An 18,089-nucleotide genomic window follows, 5' to 3' on the forward strand; every position below is an offset into this window, starting at 1 on the left:
ATTGATTAGTAGACCATTAATCTCATTTTTCGGCTATTGTTTTGTGCGAAATGGCACAACTGGTGCGAATTCGCACATGATTAGCATAGTAGCACCGAAACGGTCCGCGAAGTCACAAAGCGTGTAGTCTGAGCTTTTCCACGGTAAACTGATCAGCAATATGCTTTTCCAGTAAAACACGCATACGTCGTATGGAAAATTTGCAATGGGGAATTATTGGGTGCGGCGACGTGACCGAAGTAAAGAGTGGTCCGTCTTTCGGAAAAATACCGCACTCATCGCTGGTGGCCGTGATGCGGCGCGACGCTGAAAAAGCCGCTGACTATGCCCAACGGCACAACGTACCTGCCTGGTACACCGACGCCAATGCCCTAATCAACGACCCCAACGTGAACGCCATTTATGTGGCGACCCCTCCCAGCAGCCACGCCGATTACGCGATTCGGGCCATGCGAGCGGGCAAACCGGTGTATGTGGAGAAGCCGATGGCCCTGAACACAGCCGAGTGCGACGTCATGAACCGGGTGAGCCAGGAAACGGGCGTTCCGCTGTTTGTCGCGTTCTACCGCCGGGCGCTCCCCTATTTTGTCAAGGTTAAAGAACTGGTCGACGCCCGCGTGATTGGCGATATTCGGGCCGTTTCGATTCAACTAAACTGGCAACCCGACGAGCGCGAAGCCGGAGCGCAACCAAACTGGCGCGTAGCCCCGGAGATTTCGGGTGGTGGACTATTTCATGACCTGGCCGCGCACCAGTTCGATTTCCTTGATTACCTGCTTGGCCCCATCAAATCGGCCAATGGTACGGCCCGGAATCAGGCCGGACTGTACACCGCTGATGATATGGTAGTAGGTACGTTCGAATTCGAGTCGGGTGTGGTGGGCACTGGAAGCTGGTGCTTTACAGTGAATAAAGAGCAACGCCTTGAACAAACGCAGTTGATTGGCTCTAAGGGGAAGATCACTTTTTCATTCTTCGAGAAGTTCGTCATTACCATTGAAACGGCGGCAGGTACAGAAGCTATCACGGTTCCTTTTCCCGAGCATGTGCAACAGCCGCTGATTGAATTGATGGTAAAGGATTTGCGCGGCGAGGGCCATTGCCCCAGCACCGGCGAAACCGGTGCCCGTACCAGCCGTGTGCTCGACTGGATTACGGAGAAGTGATCAGGGATATACCCAAAAAAGGCCGGACTGTACAGTCCGGCCCTCGCTCGTAGTTTTGAGCCAGCGTTAGAATGAAGCCACATTCAAACGGCCACCCGTAACGCACAGATTTGTCAGCGATGTTGTTGGCGTTGTGGCTGTCAGCACTGCCGACTTAATCTGAGCCGCGGTTAAACCTGGATTCAATGAGGCATACAGGGCCACCGCACCCGTTACGTGCGGCGTAGCCATTGATGTACCGTTATACGACGCATAGCCCGACTTGCCGCCCGATGCCGGTACGGTCGACCAAATACCCGAACCGGGTGCGCCCAAATCAACCTGAGTAGCACCGAAGTTTGAGAAGCTCGATCGCGCTCCGGCTGAAGTAATGGCAGCCACGGCAATGACATTGGCGTTCGGATAGTTAGATGGGTAGTTGGCCACTGCATCGTTATTGTCGCCAACGCCATCAGAGCCACCATTACCGGCTGCCGCTACAAACAGAATATTGGCCGTGTTGGCGCGGCTAATGGCATCCTGTAGCGCTTGAGAGAAACCGCCCCCGCCCCACGAATTATTACTAGCCACGATGTTGAGGCCATGGCGCGTTTTCAGATCGGTCAGATAATCAATTGCTTTAACGGCGTTGGCTGTTGTGCCGCCATTAGCACCCAGAAATTTCAGGCCAATCATTTTCACGTTCCAGCAAACACCGGCTACACCTACGCCGTTTCCGCCTTTACCGCCGATGGTACCAGCCACGTGCGTGCCATGATCGTCGGCCGTACCATCAAAAATAGAAGCATTGTTCCCAGCAAAATCCCAGCCATTTACATCGTCGACATAACCGTTTCCGTCATCGTCTCTTCTGTTGCCCGCAATCTCGAACGGATTTACCCATCCATTACCCGCCAAATCCGTATGCGTGTTCATCCAGCCTTCGTCGATAATACCAATTAAAACACTAGCTGAACCTGTCTTGCCAGCAGCCCATGCCGTTGCGGCCTGACTACCAAACTGGTTGGCCGGCGAGGTCGTTGGCCCACGCATACCCCATAATGATCCGTTGGTAAAATAAGGGTCATTAGAAACGGCGTCTGTTGTGTAGATGTAGTTGGGCTCGGCGTACTCCACTTCGGGCATGGCTTCCAGCTGGCTGACCGCCTCCATCACATCGACAGATACGCTGGCTAGCACCACACCGTTTTTCTGACCGGCCTTTTCCATCATCTTCGTCAGAATTTTCTCGGCTTTCGTAATTTTCATCTTGTCGAACGCCTTCTGTACTTTTTCGTCGCTGACGTCGGCTTTGAACTTGATGAGAACTTCACCAGCTACGTACTTACCTTCTACACCAACACGGGCTTGCCCAGACTGAGCTGGGAGAAGGTCTGTTTGTGGCTGACAACTGTATAATACACCACAACAAATCAATGCCGCCAGCAAACGCTGACTTAAGTAAGATGTTCTTTTCATGTAGGATGTTAATTTATGGTTAAGGACTGTAACTTATAAAAAAAGTCCGGTTCAACAATTGTTATTTTCACAAACAAGAAGGAGAACAAACCATAGCTTTAATTACTTAAGTAAATAAGTCCATTTTAAACAAATTCCTGCCACGAAATCAAGGCAATAGCGAGTACAGACAGGGCCAAGCCTAACTTATTGATCAGTAGTAGTTTTTCCTGAAAGAAAAGAGCCGCCACACCAGCCGCCACTAGAATAACGCCGATGTTGTAGAGTGGGTAAACCAGCGCGCCATTACCGCCGAAAGCAGAAAGCGCCAGAACAAGCGTATAGAAACTCAGGAAATTAGGTACGCCCAGCGTTACAGCGCCCGCCAGATTACGTAGCTCGAATCGGTCTTTTCCGCTTGCCAACCGGTACACAAACAGCACCATACCCGCGGCAATGGCACCAATCACCATCGTCAGCGTCACCACAACCGGATTGATGCCCAGCGTGGCGATATATTCCACATTCATGAAATTGATCATGGTATTGGTAAAGCCGTACATCAGAAAAACGGCCACGGGCAGTAACGCCACCAATCCTTTACTAGCTTTCTCAGGTACGTCCCCCACCGACTTTTTGTAGGTGCTCAGCGCTACTGCCACCACAGCCAATGCCAAACCAAGGTAATTCCACCCATCGAAACTCCGCCCCGACGTACCTAAGACGAACAAGCTGATCGTTACCGGAATTACCAGCGACAGGTTATTCGCCAAAGAGGTAGCCGTGATTCCGTTTCGTTGCGTGGATTCGCCCGATAAGAGAAACGTAACCACAAACGCCACGCCGATACCCAGCGCCACCCAAGTCCAGGTTTGGGCGAAATCGAGGGAGAAAGAGATGCTGGATGGAAGTAGTACGTACCCAGTCAGGAAACAGACAATGTAGTTGAGGCTGATAGCCTGCACCGTGTTGACGTTGTAGCGCGGAAACAGGCGAAAATTGAGCAGTAACATCACCGAAAGCAGGATGCTGGCGAGGAGGTAGATCATTTTTTTGACGGAATAAACACGGTCGGCAAGTTAACCGCATCTTTGCAGAATAGCGTATTCCGGGTACGTTGCCACGTGCTCATCCTTATCAAAACACACATGATCCTCGACAAAAAAGTAATCATCATCTCCGGCGCGTCTCGCGGAATTGGCCGGGCCACGGCGCTGCTGCTGGCCCAAAACGGCGCCCATGTGCTGGCTACAGCCCGCAACGCCGACGAACTAAACACGCTCGAAGCCGAAGGCAACGGCAATATCGTGGTTGTTGCTGGCGACGTAGCCAGCGAAACTGATATGCAACTGGTCGTTCAGACAGCGCTCGATCGTTTCGGAACTGTCGACATTGTCATCAACAACGCAGGGTACGGTGTTTTCAAAAACGTGGAAGACATCAGCGTCGACGAATGGGATTCCGTAATGGCTACCAACGTGAAAGGCACATTCCTGCTCACCAAAGCTGCTTTGCCAACGCTTAAGGCACAAGGCAGCGGCCATATCGTGGTGGTGGCTTCCGACGTAGCCAAGCGCACGTTTGCGGGAGGGTCGCTCTACACGGCGAGCAAATACGCGCAGGAAGCGTTCATGGGTGCGTTGCGCAAAGAGGTCCGGCCGTTCGGCATCAAAGTGTCAGGCGTTTACTCGGGCCTGGTCGACTCGCATTTCCACGCCAAAGGCCACGGCCACGAAACCTCGAAAAATTACCTGCAAAGCGAAGACATGGCCGAGTCGATGCTATTCATCCTGAGCCGCCCCGCCCACGTAGTCATCGACGAGTTCATGGTTCACCCGCTGACGCAGGAATATTAAACAGAATTACGAGTTACGATTGACGATGTACGAATGAGCATTCTTTGCGCATTAACGGTGACTACCCATTGGCCAAACATAATGACGATTTAACAGGAATGACTGCGAAACTCACCAAACTTAGATTTCTGCTTCTCTACGGTCTGGCAATTGGTGTGTTGCTGTGTCTGATGGCGTGGTCGAAGTACCGGTTTATGATTATCGATCATGCCGTGGAAGCGTATGTGCTGCTGGTTGCTGCCGTTTTTGTTGGCGTGGGTATCTGGGTTGGTTTACGCTGGTCGGCTCCATCGAAGCCGGAAGTTACCAACGTACCTGGGCCGCCTGCCTCACCAGCCACGGCTCATCAGCGCGATACGCATGTGTTGGAACAACTCGGTATTAGTAATCGGGAATTAGACGTGTTGATTCAGCTCGCGAAAGGATTGAGCAATGAGGAAATCGCCGATCAGTTATTTGTTTCGACCAATACGGTGAAAACGCATCTGGGCAATCTGTACACGAAACTGGACGTAAAACGACGTACCCAGGCTATTGATAAAGCCCGGTCGCTGGGGTTGATCTCGTGAAGCAGAATGACTCACTCTTTTGGGCGATTTCGGCAAAATCACCCGAACGGATGAATGGCAATCAGCGCGTTGGGACCACTTTTGGCCAACAAATCAACACATACGCATGCAAAAAACAATACTCGTTTTCGGCTCTATTGCGGGCTTCATCGCTTCAACTACGCTGGTCGTGATGATGCTCATTCACAAGCAGAACCCCAGCACGTTCGACTCGGGCGAACTGGTCGGTTATGCCTCCATGATCCTGTGGGGGTCGCTAATCCCGGTGGCGATCAAAAGCTACCGTGATCGTTACCAGGGCGGGGCTATTTCGTTCAAAGATGCTTTCCTGATGGGTCTGGGCATTGCCCTCATCGCGTCGGCGTTGTACGTCATCACCTGGGTTATCTTCTACAAAACGGTCTACCCCAACTTCGTCACCGACTTCACCAAATGCACGATCGATAAGCTAAGAGCCGACGGAAAATCGCCCGCCGAGATTGCCGATTCCATGCAGCAAATGCGGTCGATGTTTTCTTACTACGACACGTGGCTCGGCCTTATCGGCATCACGTTCGTAGAAGTGTTCCCAATCGGCTTCCTCTTCGCCCTCGTGAGCGCTTCAGTGTTGAAAAGGAAGGGAACGATAGTCGTACAGTAATAGCAAGCTGGGTACGTTGTCCCCAAGGGATACCTTCTGCGAAGCGATTCACGACGGCAACGTACCCAGTTCACCTATTCCACCGATCTCCCCAGAATCTCCCGCTCGAAAAACGCGCGTTGTTCTTTAGGCAACTCAAGTAACGCCTGTTCATCTTTACCAAACACAACGCGCCGATAAGCGCTAACGTACGTTGTGATTATTTCTAAGCCAGTGCGACCTTGAAGCCAAGTTTCCATTTCAGTGAGCTCCGCTTCCATTACAGCCTGCGTCTTTAAGTAAGAAGTAATTACATCTGCTATATTCTTTATAGTGTCTTCGTCTGATTGATCTAACTCGTTCGCCCTCTGGTAAGCTTCAAAAGCTAGTTTGTACATATCTTGGACATCGTAAGAAATCCCTAAATTGTACCATGCAACGTAATCCTCTGGTTCAATAGCAATGGCCTGTTGATAAGATTCAATAGCTTGTTCATACAATCCTTGATCGAGGTAAACATTCCCTATATTAATTCGTGCGGCCTCATCATCTGGCCTGAGGAATACTACTTTTTGGAAGGCGTTGGTTGCATGTATATGCGCCCCTTGTTCACTGTAAGTTAGCCCAAGATTAAACCAAGCCTCGACATAATCTGGCTCAAGAGCGATTGCTCTTTGAAAAGCTGAGATAGCCTGTTCGTACTTACTTTGGTTGTAGTACGTTACACCTAAAGTATTCCACCATCGTACTTCTTCGTCTGCATCAGGATTGAAATCTATAGCTCGTTGGTACGCTTTAACAGCCTCTTCGTGTGCACCTTGATCCTCGTAACTAAGGCCTAGATTGTACCAAGCTATGCCATCTTCTGGATTAAGTGCTAGAGCTTGTTGAAAAGCCTCTACTGCCTGCTCATGTACATTCTGTTTTCCATATGCAATTCCTAAGTTATTCCAAGTATCATCCTTGTCAGGCTTCAGAGCTATAGCTTTCTGGTAAGACCTGATCGCTTTCTCATAAGCGCCCTGATTATAATATGCTACACCTAAATCAGTGTAATAATCTGCATCTCTTTGTGACTCCTTGACTTTCTCTAATTCTTGTAAATTATGCTCTTTAGAAAGCCAATCCTTTAACTGCAAAGCCTTAGTGCGTGCCTCCGTTTCGTAGAATAATTTTTGCTTTAACACTGGCTCTGATACAGCCAGATATTTTGTTTCGAAGTGAACTTTCTGTTGCTTTAATTCATCCGCAGAATAATAGATCGCCAAAAAATCGATGAATAAGGAGGTGATTCCTTCTTTCTGTTCGCCAATCTCAATGGCGATCCGCAGTAGCGGTTCGGCTACATCGTACAACTTATTTCGCTTGTCGGCAGTGTCGGTTAGCGCATCGATCAGGTGGCGTCGTTGAAGTTCGCTGAGTTGCTTTGTCAGCGAGGCGGTGGGAATGAAGCAGTTTTTGGCTATATCGGTCCCGCGTTGTGGGGTTCGGGCCAATGCCAGGTGGTGCAGGATCTTTTGTTGCTGGGCGGGCAGGTAACGAATAAACGTTTCATAATACGGCTTCAGGTCGTTCATCGTTTTCATGAACAGCACCGAGAGTTCAGCCATACTGTCTGCCTTCAAAAACTCGTAGAAGGTTACCAGCAACCGATGGTTTCCTTTCACAAGCTCGTTGATAGCACGTACCTGCGCCTTGCCTTTACCCGCAAGGTGAGCAATCAGCGTCGGGTTTTGCTCGGCTTCAGCGAGGCTAACCAATAGGGCTAACGAATCGTCGTACGACAGTTTTTTCAGGTAAATCGGCGTAAAGAAGCCATAGAACGGCTGGTCTTCGCGGCCCAAATCAGGACTAATTGCCTGTGCCGTTGCTATAATACTGATGCGATTGTGCCGGTACAGCCAGGCCCGAAGCTTCGCCTGCCCCTGTTTCCCTAAGGCTTCCAGAATGCCATCGAAGTTTTCGCTCAGAATAAGCAGCGGTTTATCGCTTACGTATTCACTGATGAGCGTTTCGGCAACGTTCTCTTGCCGAGTTTCAGGCGTTTCGCGAAGTTGATCCAGTTGCCTAGTTAAATAGGGCTTGTCAGCATCGTACCAGCGCATAAAGGCATTGATGATACGAATTAGAAAATCGAGATAACCCGAAATACCATACTCTTCCTCGGCGAAATAAGCCACAACCACTTGTCGGCTCTGTACCAGATCTTGCACTCGGTGATAGAGTACACGCAACAGGTGTGTTTTTCCAGATCCGCGAGGCCCCACCATAAACACTTGCTGATTTATCCCATTGGTGGCAATTTCACGGACATATTGCTCCAGGAGATTCGCCGTTTTCAAACGGCCAATGAGCATTTTTTCCAGAACATCGGGGTGTACACTTTTGGCTCCAAAACTCAGGAACGTACTTAGGCCTGCCGTAGCAGTTGTTAGGCTCGGTTTCGTTTCCACCAGCGTTTGATCAGGTCGTATTTAAAAGAAAATAGGCGATTCTCCTCCGCGTCGAAGGTGCGCTGTAGCAGTTCATCCTGCCAAAGTGTATCAAGTGCTGTTTGCGTAAGGCGTTCTTCAAAAGGCAGTTGCCTCTTCATTTCTTCTTCAGCTAGTGGGCTCTGTACTTTAGCTAACACCTTTAGGCAAGCATACATTACGTCTGCCAGTTCGGTGGGGTAATAGGTCGTTAGCCGGGTATCGAGTTGCTTGAACACATCGAACACGCTCCCCGAATCAGTTACTATCGATTGTATAGCCTGATTAATTGAATCGATCGATAGCACACTGTCGTGTTCGGTCTGAATTACAGAAAACACGGCATTGATGAAGTAGGGCAGACGGTTGCAGTTATCGACAATGAGCTGAAAATAAACGCCCTGTTGCGAGTCATCATCACACTGAAAACTCGACAAATACAGGCAGGCGCAGAGCAAAAGGGCATCGGAGTTGCTCATCGGCGGCAAGCGATATTCCTTCGTATAGTTGAGGGGTTCGCCCGTATACTGATGGTCGCGCTTAAGTTTCGCCAATACAACGTTCATGCCTACCGAGCCACAAAACACAAACCGAATACGACTACTGTCTTTGAGCGAGTAATGGATATTGCGTAACAAATCCAGGAAGGCCATTGCGTCGTCTGCTTTACCAGCCGTAATCCAGGCCCAAAGCATAATTGGCAGTTCGTCGAAAATAAGGGTTAGTGTTTCCCCCTTTTCAGCTTGTCTGTCTGCCAGATCTTCGATACAGGCCCGAAACGCAACGTCCCATTTCTTATCGAATTGAGGCAGCGCAAAACTGAATTCGATATCCTGGTAATTAATCGTGGCCTTGGTACCTGTAAGTTTTCGGTACAGGTCGTGACAACGGTCCATCTGTACATTTAACCAACCGTGCTTTCCCCGTCCTCTCAGTTCGTTCAACAGAACATCGGTCAGTGCCTGAATACTCGTTGTGCCTTGAAAGATGAAGTAGATAGCCTTGTTCGGTTCATTGTTAAGTACGCTTAAGTAAGCCAACTTCTGAAGCAACATTGTCTTTCCTAAGCGCCGTATGTCATTTATAACGATACTTTGGCCTTCTAGCAGTTTCTTCAGTTTAGTAATTTCAGTATATCGGCCTACTATTTTGTCGGGGGTAATTGTGCCTGCAGTGGGTGAGAGCGGGTAGGGTTTAATTGGCATACTAGTGACATAGTAGAATGCCACAAAAGTAAGATGGTTTTATCGTAAGACAAAATCATCTTACGATAAAACCATCTTATAACAAGAAAGAGGCTACTAGAAATAACTGACGTACCCTTTTTTGTTATACTAGAATTTGATCTCCGACTACTGGCTCCACTCCGTCGGAGTACGGTCCCAGCGGTGGGCTTTTAGCTCGGTAAGTAATTCGGCTGGTAGCGGGGTTCCATCGCTGGCGGCGCAGTTGGCCTCTACGTTCCGAATCTGTCGCATACCTGGGATGGTCGTTGCCACGTCGGGGTTAGCCAGAATGAATCGAAGCGCCATTTCGGGCATCGTCATTCCTTGCGGCACTAGTGGTTTCAGCGCATCGGCATGGTCAACGCTGCTGTTCAGGTTCTCGGGCACGAAGTAAGTCGACCGCCAATCGTTGGCCGGAAATGTGGTTTCCTTCGTGAACGTACCTGTCAGCGTCCCTTCGTCGAACGGGACGCGGGCAATTACGCCGATGTTCAGTTCGCGGCAGAGCGGGAAGAGGTTGTCTTCGGGGTTCTGGTCGAAGATGTTGTAGATCACCTGTACCCCGTCGATCAGGCCAGTACGGAGCGTTTCGAGGCAGTTATCTGGTTCCCAACGGTTCACCGACAGGCCCCATGCGCTTACTTTCCCCTGCTCAGTCAACTTCTGAATCGCTTCTTTCCACTCGTCGCGACTAGCCCAGGCATCTTCCCAAACGTGAAACTGCATCAGGTCGATGGTCTCGACGTTCAGGTTTTTCAGGCTTTTCTCCGTGTATTCCACAATGTAGTCAGCCGGAAAAACGTCATCGATGTTGAAGTCTGGTTTCGATGGCCATTTGCGGTTTTTGGGTGGAATTTTCGTGGCAGCATACAGTTTCTTGTCGGCGTTGTCTTTCAGCAACTGCCCCAGAATCTGCTCGCTAACCCCCTCGGCGTAGCCCCAGGCTGTATCGAAAAAGTTACAGCCCAGTTCAACAGAGCGTTGCAGGGCGCGGAGAACTTCAGCCTTATCGGAACCGGTCCAACCGGCAAGGCCCCACATGCCATAGCCAATTTCACTTACTTGCCAGCCTGTACGGCCAAACGTGCGGTAATTCATAAAAAATAGGTTGATGTTTGGTTAATTGTAGGGCCGAAACTCCAGTTTCGGTAGTGCTATAGCAGGTAATTTAACTACCGAAGCTGGAGCTTCGGTCCTACTCTATGCTCATACGCTTTGTCCGCATGACATTTCAGGAAGATCGTCTGGCGGATTTCCTATCCATTTTCGACGCGTCAAAAGCCAAAATTAGGATTTTCCCTGGCTGCCAGCATCTCGAACTGCTACGCGACCTAGACTCCCCGAACGTCAGGATGACGTACAGCCATTGGGAGTCGGCCGAAGCGCTGGAAGCGTATCGACAGTCTGACCTCTTTCGAACAACCTGGGCCGCCACCAAAGTGTTATTCGCCGATAAACCAGTGGCGTTTTCAACGGAAACTGTCGAGGTGGTTAATCCTAGTCATTAGCTTCGCGTCATTACGCAGTGCTGTCATTAAATGGCCATTTATTGCTACTCTCACCGTTGTCGCTCGTTACAAGCGAGCGACAACGGAAATACTGACACTCACCATCATCATGACGAAACGGGAATTCATTAAAACCATCGCCGCTGCACCGCTTGCCTCGGTTGATATCGACAAATTGTTGGCGCAGGTACGTACCCAGCCCAGCACCGAACTGGCTCGCGACGAAGCATTTTGGGCAACCATCAGGCAGGCGTACCAGATTAAACCCGATTACATCAACCTCGAAAATGGCTACTACTGCATTCAGCCCGAATCGGTGCTGAACAGCTTCATTCAGCACGTGCGCGACGTGAACCGCGAGGGATCGTATTACATGCGTACCCGGCAGTTCGACGATAAAGCCATTGCCCGAAACCGCCTGGCCAAACTGGCCGGTTGTTCGCCCAACGAGCTGATCATCACCCGCAACACCACCGAATCCATCGACACGGTGATTGCAGGCCTGACCTGGAAAGCGGGCGACGAAGCCATCATGGCCTCGCACGACTACGGGGCCATGCTCGACATGTTTCAGCTGCAAGCCCGGCGCTATGGCATCGTGAATAAGGTGCTCAACGTACCCGTACATCCCGTCTCTGACGATGAGATCGTTAGCCTCTACGAACAGGCCATTACGCCCAAGACGAAACTGCTGATGGTCTGCCATATGGTGAATATCACGGGTCAGATTTTGCCGGTGAAGAAGATCACCAACATGGCGCATAGGCACGGCGTAGAAGTGCTGGTCGACGGTGCCCACGCCTTCGCCCACCTCAATTTCGCCATTCCCGACCTCGGCTGTGATTATTATGCTAGTAGCCTGCACAAATGGCTGAGCGTACCCATCGGCGCGGGATTGCTGTACGTGAAAAAGTCGAAGATCAAGAACCTGTGGCCGCTTTTCGCTGATTTGGGCTACGCCGATGACGACATTCGAAAGCTGAATCATACCGGCACACACCCCGTCCATACGGATTTAGCGATTGCCGATGCCGTCGATTTCCACGAGAAAATAGGCATCAAACCCAAAGAAGCCCGCCTCCGCTATCTTCAACAGTACTGGACCAGCCAGGTACGTCCTCTGCCCAACATCCGGCTGAACACGCCCGCCCAACCCGAACGCGCTTGCGGTATTGCCAACGTAGGTGTAGCGGGCCTTACGCCAGCCGAATTAGCCAAAACCCTGCTCACCAACCACAAGATCTGGACCGTCGCCATCGACAACCCAGCCGCCGCTGTTCAGGGCGTCCGTATCACGCCGAATCTCTACACATCCCTGGCTGAATTGAATGCATTTGTGGCAGCGTTGAGAACACTGGCGAAGGCGTAACGTACCTGGGATGACAAAGGCGCTGCTCACCGACATCTGGAAATAAAATTGGCCAGGCAATTACCTTTTAATCAATTCATAGAAAGAAAAAGTACCCTAACAGGAAGAACGGAAATAGATTACGCTTTCGGGCCTTAACCTTTGTACGCAACTCGCTTTGAGTCTGTTACGCGCCAAAGGCTATGACCACGCCCCTCGATTACCACTGGGTACAAAATTTGCACGACCGGCATCCTGTGTTGGCCGTCTTTCGCAAACGCGGCGATGGGTTTGCCCTGTTGGTGTCTTTCCTGTACGACGCCTTTGAGACTCGGCGGCAAAACAGGTATGTACAACCTGATCTTATCAACCGCCTGTCTGACTTTTTGCTCACGATTGCACCAACAGATAGCGTTAATCTGAGTGCAGAGCAGACCGCACCTGGTGAAACCCAGAAACGCCCGCGCGACTACCTCGACGAATGGACGGACGACGGGATGCTGCGTCGCTTTTATGATGACCTGCTCCACGAAGAACCGTTCTACGAACTGACGCCCGATGCGGCCTTGCTGATTCGCTGGCTACAGGAACTCGACAAAAATGAATTTGTGGGTACCGAGTCGCGGTTACGGGTCCTGTTTGATTTGCTGGACCAATTAGCCTTCCAGACCTCGACCGACAAAATCAGTCGTATCGATCAACTGCGGCGCGACATAGCCGAGAAAGAAGCCGAAATCGACCGAATTGAACATGGCGATCTGGCCGTCTGGGATTCTTCCCGAATTCGGGATCATTTTCAGTTGGTGCAGGAGACGGCCCGCCGCCTACTGGCCGATTTCAGACAGGTAGAACAGAATTTCCGGCATATCGACACGGACCTGCGCGACGAGATTTTGACCAAGTCGCTATCTAAAGGAAAGTTGCTTGATAACCTCTTCGCGACCATCGATCAGCGAATCTGGGCACGCGATCAGGGCAAAAGTTTCAGGGCATTCTGGGAGCTGTTAATGAATCAGCAGAAGCAGGATGAACTCGATAACTTGCTAGCTGTTGTGACCAGGTTACATGAGGTGCGGGATGATACCGCGAGCCGACGGGCACTGGAACACCTGAAATTTGACTGGTTGAGGCGGGTGGCAGTGTGAACCGGGCCACAGACGCCATCATCAGAAGCCTGAGACGGTTGATCGAGAGCAGTTTCTTCCGGGAGCACAAGCATGTGTTGCAGAAGATTGAGTCGGTGCTCGAATTGGCCGTTCAGATAAAGCCGAACCCACCCAAACCGCGCGACCCGGTGATGCACATCGACGGGCGGCCTATGCTCGATTTCTTCCTGAGCCGCCCGCTGTTCAAACCGGCCCACACGGCCATTATCCGGTCGGCGATGGTTGAAACCGGGCGTGAAGACACCGATATTGGTGACCTACTGCTTGACGATGATATTTCGCTGGAACAATTGGAGGCCAACGTCAATCAGTTGTTACGCGGCCGTTCGCAGGTGTCGCTGACAACCGTGTTGGCGCAGTTTCCGCCCGAAAAGGGGCTGGCCGAACTCATTGGGTACGTTGCCCTGGCAACGCAAGCCGAAACCCGCGACAAAGCTGTAGTGGGCGACGAAGCTACCGACAAAATCACCTTTTCGACCGCTACCGGTGACCTGCGCTCCCTGCACATGCCGACCATCATCTTTGTGAAGTAACCTCGTATAAAGTCCTTACCTAAAAACCGACCGTTTCTTATGGATGCCGCACGAATTGAAAAAGCGCAGGTGCTGGGGGCCTTGTATAAAGGGCCACTCTTTCAGCAACAAGACAAGTTGTGGCGGCTCTTGCTGAAACATCAGCATGAAGTGCGCAAACACGTAGCCGAGTGGGGTGGCGATTTATTGCTCGACGAAGCCGAAGGATACGCCCGCCTGACAGAGATGGAGGTAGACGATGAAATCCGCGAGCAGTTGCCCACACTGATCGAGAAACGGCCACTCAATTACCCGACAACGCTGCTGGCTGTTTTGCTCCGAAAGCAACTTATCGAGCACCAACGTACCTCGAGCGAGAACCTGTTGCGCGTAAACCGAACCGATATGCTCGATCAACTGAGCAACTTCCTGAATGCGGGTCAAACCGACGAAGCCAAACTCCGCGACCGCGCCGACGAGGCCATCAATACGCTGGAACGCTACGGGCTACTCCGAAAACTGGGAGCCGACACCGATGACTATGAAGTCCGGCGACTATTGAACTCGTTTGTCGATCTGGAATTTATCGCCGAATTCGAAGAAAAACTGCGGCAACACGCCCTCGTCTATTTCAAACAACCCGACCAATGACCACACCCAATAACTACCAGAAAGCCGGTTTCCGCCTCGCCCACCTCGATGTGCTGAACTGGGGTACGTTCCACAAAAAAGTGTGGTCGATCAGGCCCGATGGCGACAATGCGCTGGTGACCGGCGACATTGGGGCGGGGAAGTCTACGCTGATCGATGCGCTGACGACCTTACTGGTGCCGCACAGCAAAATCACCTACAACAAAGCCGCTGGCGCCGGGCACCGCGAACGCAACCTGAAATCGTATGTGCTGGGGGCGTTTAAGGGCGAAAAGCTGGAAACGTCGCACAAGAGCAAGGCCGTGTATCTCCGCGACCCGGCCACTACGCATTCGGTATTACTGGCCGTCTTTCAGAACGAGAACACCGGGCAAACCGTGTCGCTGGCGCAGGTGCTGTGGGTGTCGGGCAGTACGGATTCGGTCGAAAAATTCTTCGTGGTGGCCGAGCAGGCTCTGAGCATTCCGCAGCATTTTTCGGATTTCGCCACGATCAGAGACCTGAAAAAACGGCTTCGGGAAGGGAAAAACGTCCTTTTCGATAGTTTTGAGGAGTACACTACCCAATTTCGGAAACTGCTGGGTATTCGCACTGAAGAAGCCCTCGACCTCTTCTACCAAACCATTTCGATGAAGCAGGTGGCCAACCTGACCGACTTTGTGCGGGCGCAGATGCTGGCCAAAACCGACATTGAACAGACCATCGACACGGTAGTGCGGCGGTTCGAGGAACTTAACGCTGCCCACGACGCCGTACAACGCGCCAAACGCCAGTTGAGCCTGCTCGACCCCATTATGACGCGTCTGACCGACTACCGGCAACACGAAGCCGACATTGCCGACCTGAATCAGTTGGTTGACGCGCTGCCGCCTTATTTTGCCTATCATAAAGCCCAATTATACCGTGCTGCCCTGGCGGAGGCCCAAACAACGTATGAACTCGAAACGGCCCGCCGCGACGACCTCGATAAGGAAGTGGATAGCTGGCAACAGCGGTTGAACGACCTGAGGAACGATGCCCGGCAATCGGAATCGGGGCAACGGCTGGAGCGCATCAATCGAGAGATTGGCGAGTTGCAAAAGCAGATGGCAGAGCGGCAGGCTACGGCCAAAGCCTACCGCGAAAACTGCGAATTACTTGGCTTATCGGGCACGCTGGGCACCGACGAATTCGCCGAAACAAAAAAGCAACTCGACAAACTCCAGCAACAACTTTCTACTGAGCTACAAACTGTTGATAAACAGCTGTTTATTCTACAAAAAAAGCTTGGTGATATAGCTGATGAACGTACTGCACTTAGCACCGAGATCAGGTCGCTCAAACAGCGTAAAACGCAGATATCCGACCATTGGCTGACCATTCGTCGGCGCATTGCCAACGCTGCTGACCTGGCCGAAACCGACCTGCCGTTTGTAGGTGAACTGGTGCAGGTAAAACCTACCGAAGCCGCCTGGGAAGGGGCCATTGAACGCCGTCTGCGCGGCCTGGGGCTGAGCCTGCTCGTGACCGACGACAACTATAGCCGCGTTGTCGACGCGATGGAGCACCTCACGTTGGGCGAACGAGTGGTGTATTACCGCGCCCTCAGCCACGACCAACGTACCCGCGACCATGTTTCGCCCAAATCGCTGGTGCATAAAGTCGAGATAAAAGAAGACACGCCTTTTTACGACTGGATCGACGGGCAACTCCGTGCTGACCATAACCTGGTTTGCTGCGATACGCTCGATGAATTCCGCCGCACGCCCTACGCCCTGAGCCGAAATGGTCAGGTACGTTCGGGGCGGATGCGCAACGAAAAAGACGACCGCCGCAACCTCACCGACCGCCGCAATTATATTCTAGGCTGGAATAACCAACAAAAAATCAACGAACTAGAGAAACAGCTTACTCAGGCCGACGAGCAGTTTGGTCAGTTCAACAAACAGTTTAGCGAACAGAAAACCGCTCAGAAACGAGTGCAGGGCCAACAAGCAGCCATTGAAAAACTACGCGGGATTCGGCAATTTTCGGCACTCGACTGGCTACGTTCGAGTATCGACATCAATAAGCTGGAAGAAGAACGCGACGAGATTGCCAACCAGTCGGAAGAGGTAGACCGGCTGAAAAAGGCGACTGATACGGCGGTTCTGACAGTAAGAGAGAAAAAGGCAGCTTTACAAACACAATCAGAAAAAGTGGGTGGCCTGAAGGAACGCACCTGCGCCATGACCGAGAAACTGTTTTCGGCCCTCGATACCCTCGGTCTATTTGCCGACGACAGCGAGTTACTGGATTCATTCTACGACAGTTCAAACGATGCTGACGCGGTAATGCAGCAGCTTCCATTCTGGCTGCAACGGCTCAACGACCTCGTTATTCCAACCAATCAGGTGTCCGACGCACACCGCGAAACGATCCGGCAACGCCTCGGCAGCGGCGACCTGAACGTAAGCAACATCGAACGCAAAGAAACGGACCTGCGCGACCAACTGACGGGCAAGGGCGGTGACCTCGACGCGCTGAATGCAAAGAAGAATACGACCGGGCAAGATGTTGCACGGAAGATGCAGCAGTTCAACGGTGAATTCCCGAATGATAGCCGCGATTTTGAAGCGAGCGTTTCCCCCTCGGCCGCCCGCGATTACGAAGAACTGCACCGCCAACTCACCGACGACGACCTGCCCCGGCATCAGGCACGATTCCGGCAAGAGTTAAAAGAAGGCACCATCAACAGCATTGCCGAATTGCAAATGCGCCTTAGCCGGCAAGAAAAAGACGTCAGTGACAAGATTGAAAAGATCAACGAACGCCTGGCCGACATTACGTACGATACACCCCACGACACCTATATTCAGTTGGTGCCTGAACCGGTCACGACCAGCGATTTACAGACCTTCAGAAACGATCTGCGCAACTGCCTGAGCACCGCAAACGCTGATACGGAACTGTATACCGAACGAAAATACGCCGATGTCAAGCTGATTCTTGACCGCCTGATGAGCCAGGACCCCATTGACCGGCAATGGCGCGACAAAGTGACCGATGTGCGGCAGTGGTACGTTTTCGGGGCCAGCGAACGGTTCCGCGCCGACCAGTCCGAACGCGAGTATTACAGCGATTCGTCGGGGAAATCGGGCGGGCAGAAAGAGAAGCTGGCTTATACCATTCTGGCGTCGGCCATTTCGTACCAGTACAACATTACTTGGGAAGGATCACCGCGCACGTTCCGGCTGGTGGTAATCGACGAGGCCTTTGGGCGGGGGTCGAAAGAGAGTACGCGCTACGGGCTGGAATTGTTCGGCAAGATGAACCTCCAACTGTTGATTGTGACGCCGGGCGAAAAAATCGGCACCATCGAACGCTTCGTGCAGCACGTACATTACGTCTCGAAAACCGCCGACGAAACCTCGAAAGTCCGCAACTTCAGCATCGGTGCCTACCAGGAAGCCAAAGCCGCCCGACAAATTCTGGCAGAAAAATGATCTTTTATGTCCTCAGGCTTGTGTCATCAGTCCTCTGTTTCGCTGCTATCTCAAAATCTTGCTGAGTATCAGCGCAACAGAAGAATCCAAACGGTA

The 18,089-nt window shown here is 51.7% G+C and carries 13 protein-coding genes and 1 pseudogene; 9 read left to right on the top strand and 5 right to left on the bottom strand.

The window, feature by feature from the left end; all coding sequences use genetic code 11:
• Positions 1-191 precede the first annotated feature (191 nt).
• Positions 192-1,166 carry a Gfo/Idh/MocA family protein gene (locus ACAW87_RS15530; RefSeq protein WP_370724455.1) on the top strand — a complete coding sequence of 325 codons (975 nt, stop codon included), beginning with the start codon at positions 192-194 and terminating at the stop codon, positions 1,164-1,166.
• A gap of 66 nt (positions 1,167-1,232) precedes the next feature.
• On the opposite strand, the gene ACAW87_RS15535 is transcribed toward ACAW87_RS15530, so the two are convergent.
• Together ACAW87_RS15535 and ACAW87_RS15540 are read right to left on the bottom strand one after the other, a co-directional pair.
• A complete protein-coding gene (locus tag ACAW87_RS15535; protein WP_370724457.1) occupies positions 1,233-2,624 on the bottom strand; it encodes a S8 family peptidase in 1,392 nt (463 codons plus the stop codon).
• A gap of 125 nt (positions 2,625-2,749) precedes the next feature.
• Positions 2,750-3,652 carry an EamA/RhaT family transporter gene (locus tag ACAW87_RS15540; protein ID WP_370724459.1) on the bottom strand — a complete coding sequence of 301 codons (903 nt, stop codon included), beginning with the start codon at positions 3,650-3,652 and terminating at the stop codon, positions 2,750-2,752.
• A 99-nt stretch (positions 3,653-3,751) separates the two neighbouring features.
• Here ACAW87_RS15540 and ACAW87_RS15545 point away from each other — a divergent pair, with 99 nt between their 5' ends.
• The 3 genes from ACAW87_RS15545 (at position 3,752) to ACAW87_RS15555 (ending at position 5,668) form a co-directional block, all read left to right on the top strand.
• Positions 3,752-4,459: an SDR family oxidoreductase gene (locus ACAW87_RS15545; RefSeq protein WP_370724461.1), complete on the top strand. Its 708-nt coding sequence runs from the start codon at positions 3,752-3,754 to the stop codon at positions 4,457-4,459.
• A 98-nt stretch (positions 4,460-4,557) separates the two neighbouring features.
• On the top strand, positions 4,558-5,028 hold the full coding sequence (locus ACAW87_RS15550) for a response regulator transcription factor (protein WP_370724463.1): 471 nt from the start codon (positions 4,558-4,560) through the stop codon (positions 5,026-5,028).
• A 106-nt stretch (positions 5,029-5,134) separates the two neighbouring features.
• Positions 5,135-5,668 carry a DUF4199 domain-containing protein gene (locus tag ACAW87_RS15555; RefSeq protein WP_370724465.1) on the top strand — a complete coding sequence of 178 codons (534 nt, stop codon included), beginning with the start codon at positions 5,135-5,137 and terminating at the stop codon, positions 5,666-5,668.
• A gap of 74 nt (positions 5,669-5,742) precedes the next feature.
• On the opposite strand, the gene ACAW87_RS15560 is transcribed toward ACAW87_RS15555, so the two are convergent.
• The 3 genes from ACAW87_RS15560 to ACAW87_RS15570 all read right to left on the bottom strand — a co-directional run bounded on the left by ACAW87_RS15560 (position 5,743) and on the right by ACAW87_RS15570 (position 10,442).
• Entirely contained in the window at positions 5,743-8,100 is a 2,358-nt protein-coding gene (locus ACAW87_RS15560; protein WP_370724466.1) for a tetratricopeptide repeat protein, read from the bottom strand.
• Positions 8,079-9,173 (bottom strand): ATP-binding protein, encoded by a 1,095-nt coding sequence (locus ACAW87_RS15565; protein ID WP_370724468.1) that lies wholly within the window; start codon positions 9,171-9,173, stop codon positions 8,079-8,081. The genes ACAW87_RS15560 and ACAW87_RS15565 overlap by 22 nt, the downstream gene beginning before the upstream one ends.
• Positions 9,174-9,470: 297 nt before the next feature.
• The gene (locus ACAW87_RS15570) at positions 9,471-10,442 is read right to left on the bottom strand and encodes an aldo/keto reductase (RefSeq protein WP_370724470.1); all 972 of its coding nucleotides are present in this window, start codon (positions 10,440-10,442) and stop codon (positions 9,471-9,473) included.
• A 104-nt stretch (positions 10,443-10,546) separates the two neighbouring features.
• Between ACAW87_RS15570 and ACAW87_RS15575 the strand changes: the two genes are divergently transcribed.
• From ACAW87_RS15575 to ACAW87_RS15595, 5 genes and pseudogenes are all read left to right on the top strand, one after another.
• Entirely contained in the window at positions 10,547-10,852 is a 306-nt protein-coding gene (locus tag ACAW87_RS15575; RefSeq protein ID WP_370724472.1) for a putative quinol monooxygenase, read from the top strand.
• A 109-nt stretch (positions 10,853-10,961) separates the two neighbouring features.
• Positions 10,962-12,221 (top strand): aminotransferase class V-fold PLP-dependent enzyme, encoded by a 1,260-nt coding sequence (locus ACAW87_RS15580; protein WP_370724474.1) that lies wholly within the window; start codon positions 10,962-10,964, stop codon positions 12,219-12,221.
• A 182-nt stretch (positions 12,222-12,403) separates the two neighbouring features.
• A pseudogene (locus ACAW87_RS15585) lies at positions 12,404-13,899 on the top strand (DUF3375 domain-containing protein).
• A 39-nt stretch (positions 13,900-13,938) separates the two neighbouring features.
• Positions 13,939-14,529, top strand: coding sequence for a DUF4194 domain-containing protein (locus ACAW87_RS15590; protein WP_370724476.1), 591 nt, complete (start codon positions 13,939-13,941; stop codon positions 14,527-14,529).
• A complete protein-coding gene (locus ACAW87_RS15595) occupies positions 14,526-17,993 on the top strand; it encodes an ATP-binding protein (protein WP_370724478.1) in 3,468 nt (1,155 codons plus the stop codon). The genes ACAW87_RS15590 and ACAW87_RS15595 overlap by 4 nt, the downstream gene beginning before the upstream one ends.
• Positions 17,994-18,089 lie beyond the last annotated feature (96 nt).

The organism is Fibrella aquatica (genome assembly GCF_041321135.1).
GTDB classification, from domain to species: Bacteria; Bacteroidota; Bacteroidia; order Cytophagales; family Spirosomataceae; genus Fibrella; species Fibrella aquatica.

Coding starts and splice junctions, on each gene's coding strand:
- ACAW87_RS15530 (WP_370724455.1), top strand. CDS start 192: ATGGAAAATTTGCAATGGGGAATTATTGGGTGCGGCGACGTGACCGAA.
- ACAW87_RS15535 (WP_370724457.1), bottom strand. CDS start 2,624: ATGAAAAGAACATCTTACTTAAGTCAGCGTTTGCTGGCGGCATTGATT.
- ACAW87_RS15540 (WP_370724459.1), bottom strand. CDS start 3,652: ATGATCTACCTCCTCGCCAGCATCCTGCTTTCGGTGATGTTACTGCTC.
- ACAW87_RS15545 (WP_370724461.1), top strand. CDS start 3,752: ATGATCCTCGACAAAAAAGTAATCATCATCTCCGGCGCGTCTCGCGGA.
- ACAW87_RS15550 (WP_370724463.1), top strand. CDS start 4,558: ATGACTGCGAAACTCACCAAACTTAGATTTCTGCTTCTCTACGGTCTG.
- ACAW87_RS15555 (WP_370724465.1), top strand. CDS start 5,135: ATGCAAAAAACAATACTCGTTTTCGGCTCTATTGCGGGCTTCATCGCT.
- ACAW87_RS15565 (WP_370724468.1), bottom strand. CDS start 9,173: ATGTTGCTTCAGAAGTTGGCTTACTTAAGCGTACTTAACAATGAACCG.
- ACAW87_RS15570 (WP_370724470.1), bottom strand. CDS start 10,442: ATGAATTACCGCACGTTTGGCCGTACAGGCTGGCAAGTAAGTGAAATT.
- ACAW87_RS15575 (WP_370724472.1), top strand. CDS start 10,547: ATGCTCATACGCTTTGTCCGCATGACATTTCAGGAAGATCGTCTGGCG.
- ACAW87_RS15580 (WP_370724474.1), top strand. CDS start 10,962: ATGACGAAACGGGAATTCATTAAAACCATCGCCGCTGCACCGCTTGCC.
- ACAW87_RS15590 (WP_370724476.1), top strand. CDS start 13,939: ATGGATGCCGCACGAATTGAAAAAGCGCAGGTGCTGGGGGCCTTGTAT.
- ACAW87_RS15595 (WP_370724478.1), top strand. CDS start 14,526: ATGACCACACCCAATAACTACCAGAAAGCCGGTTTCCGCCTCGCCCAC.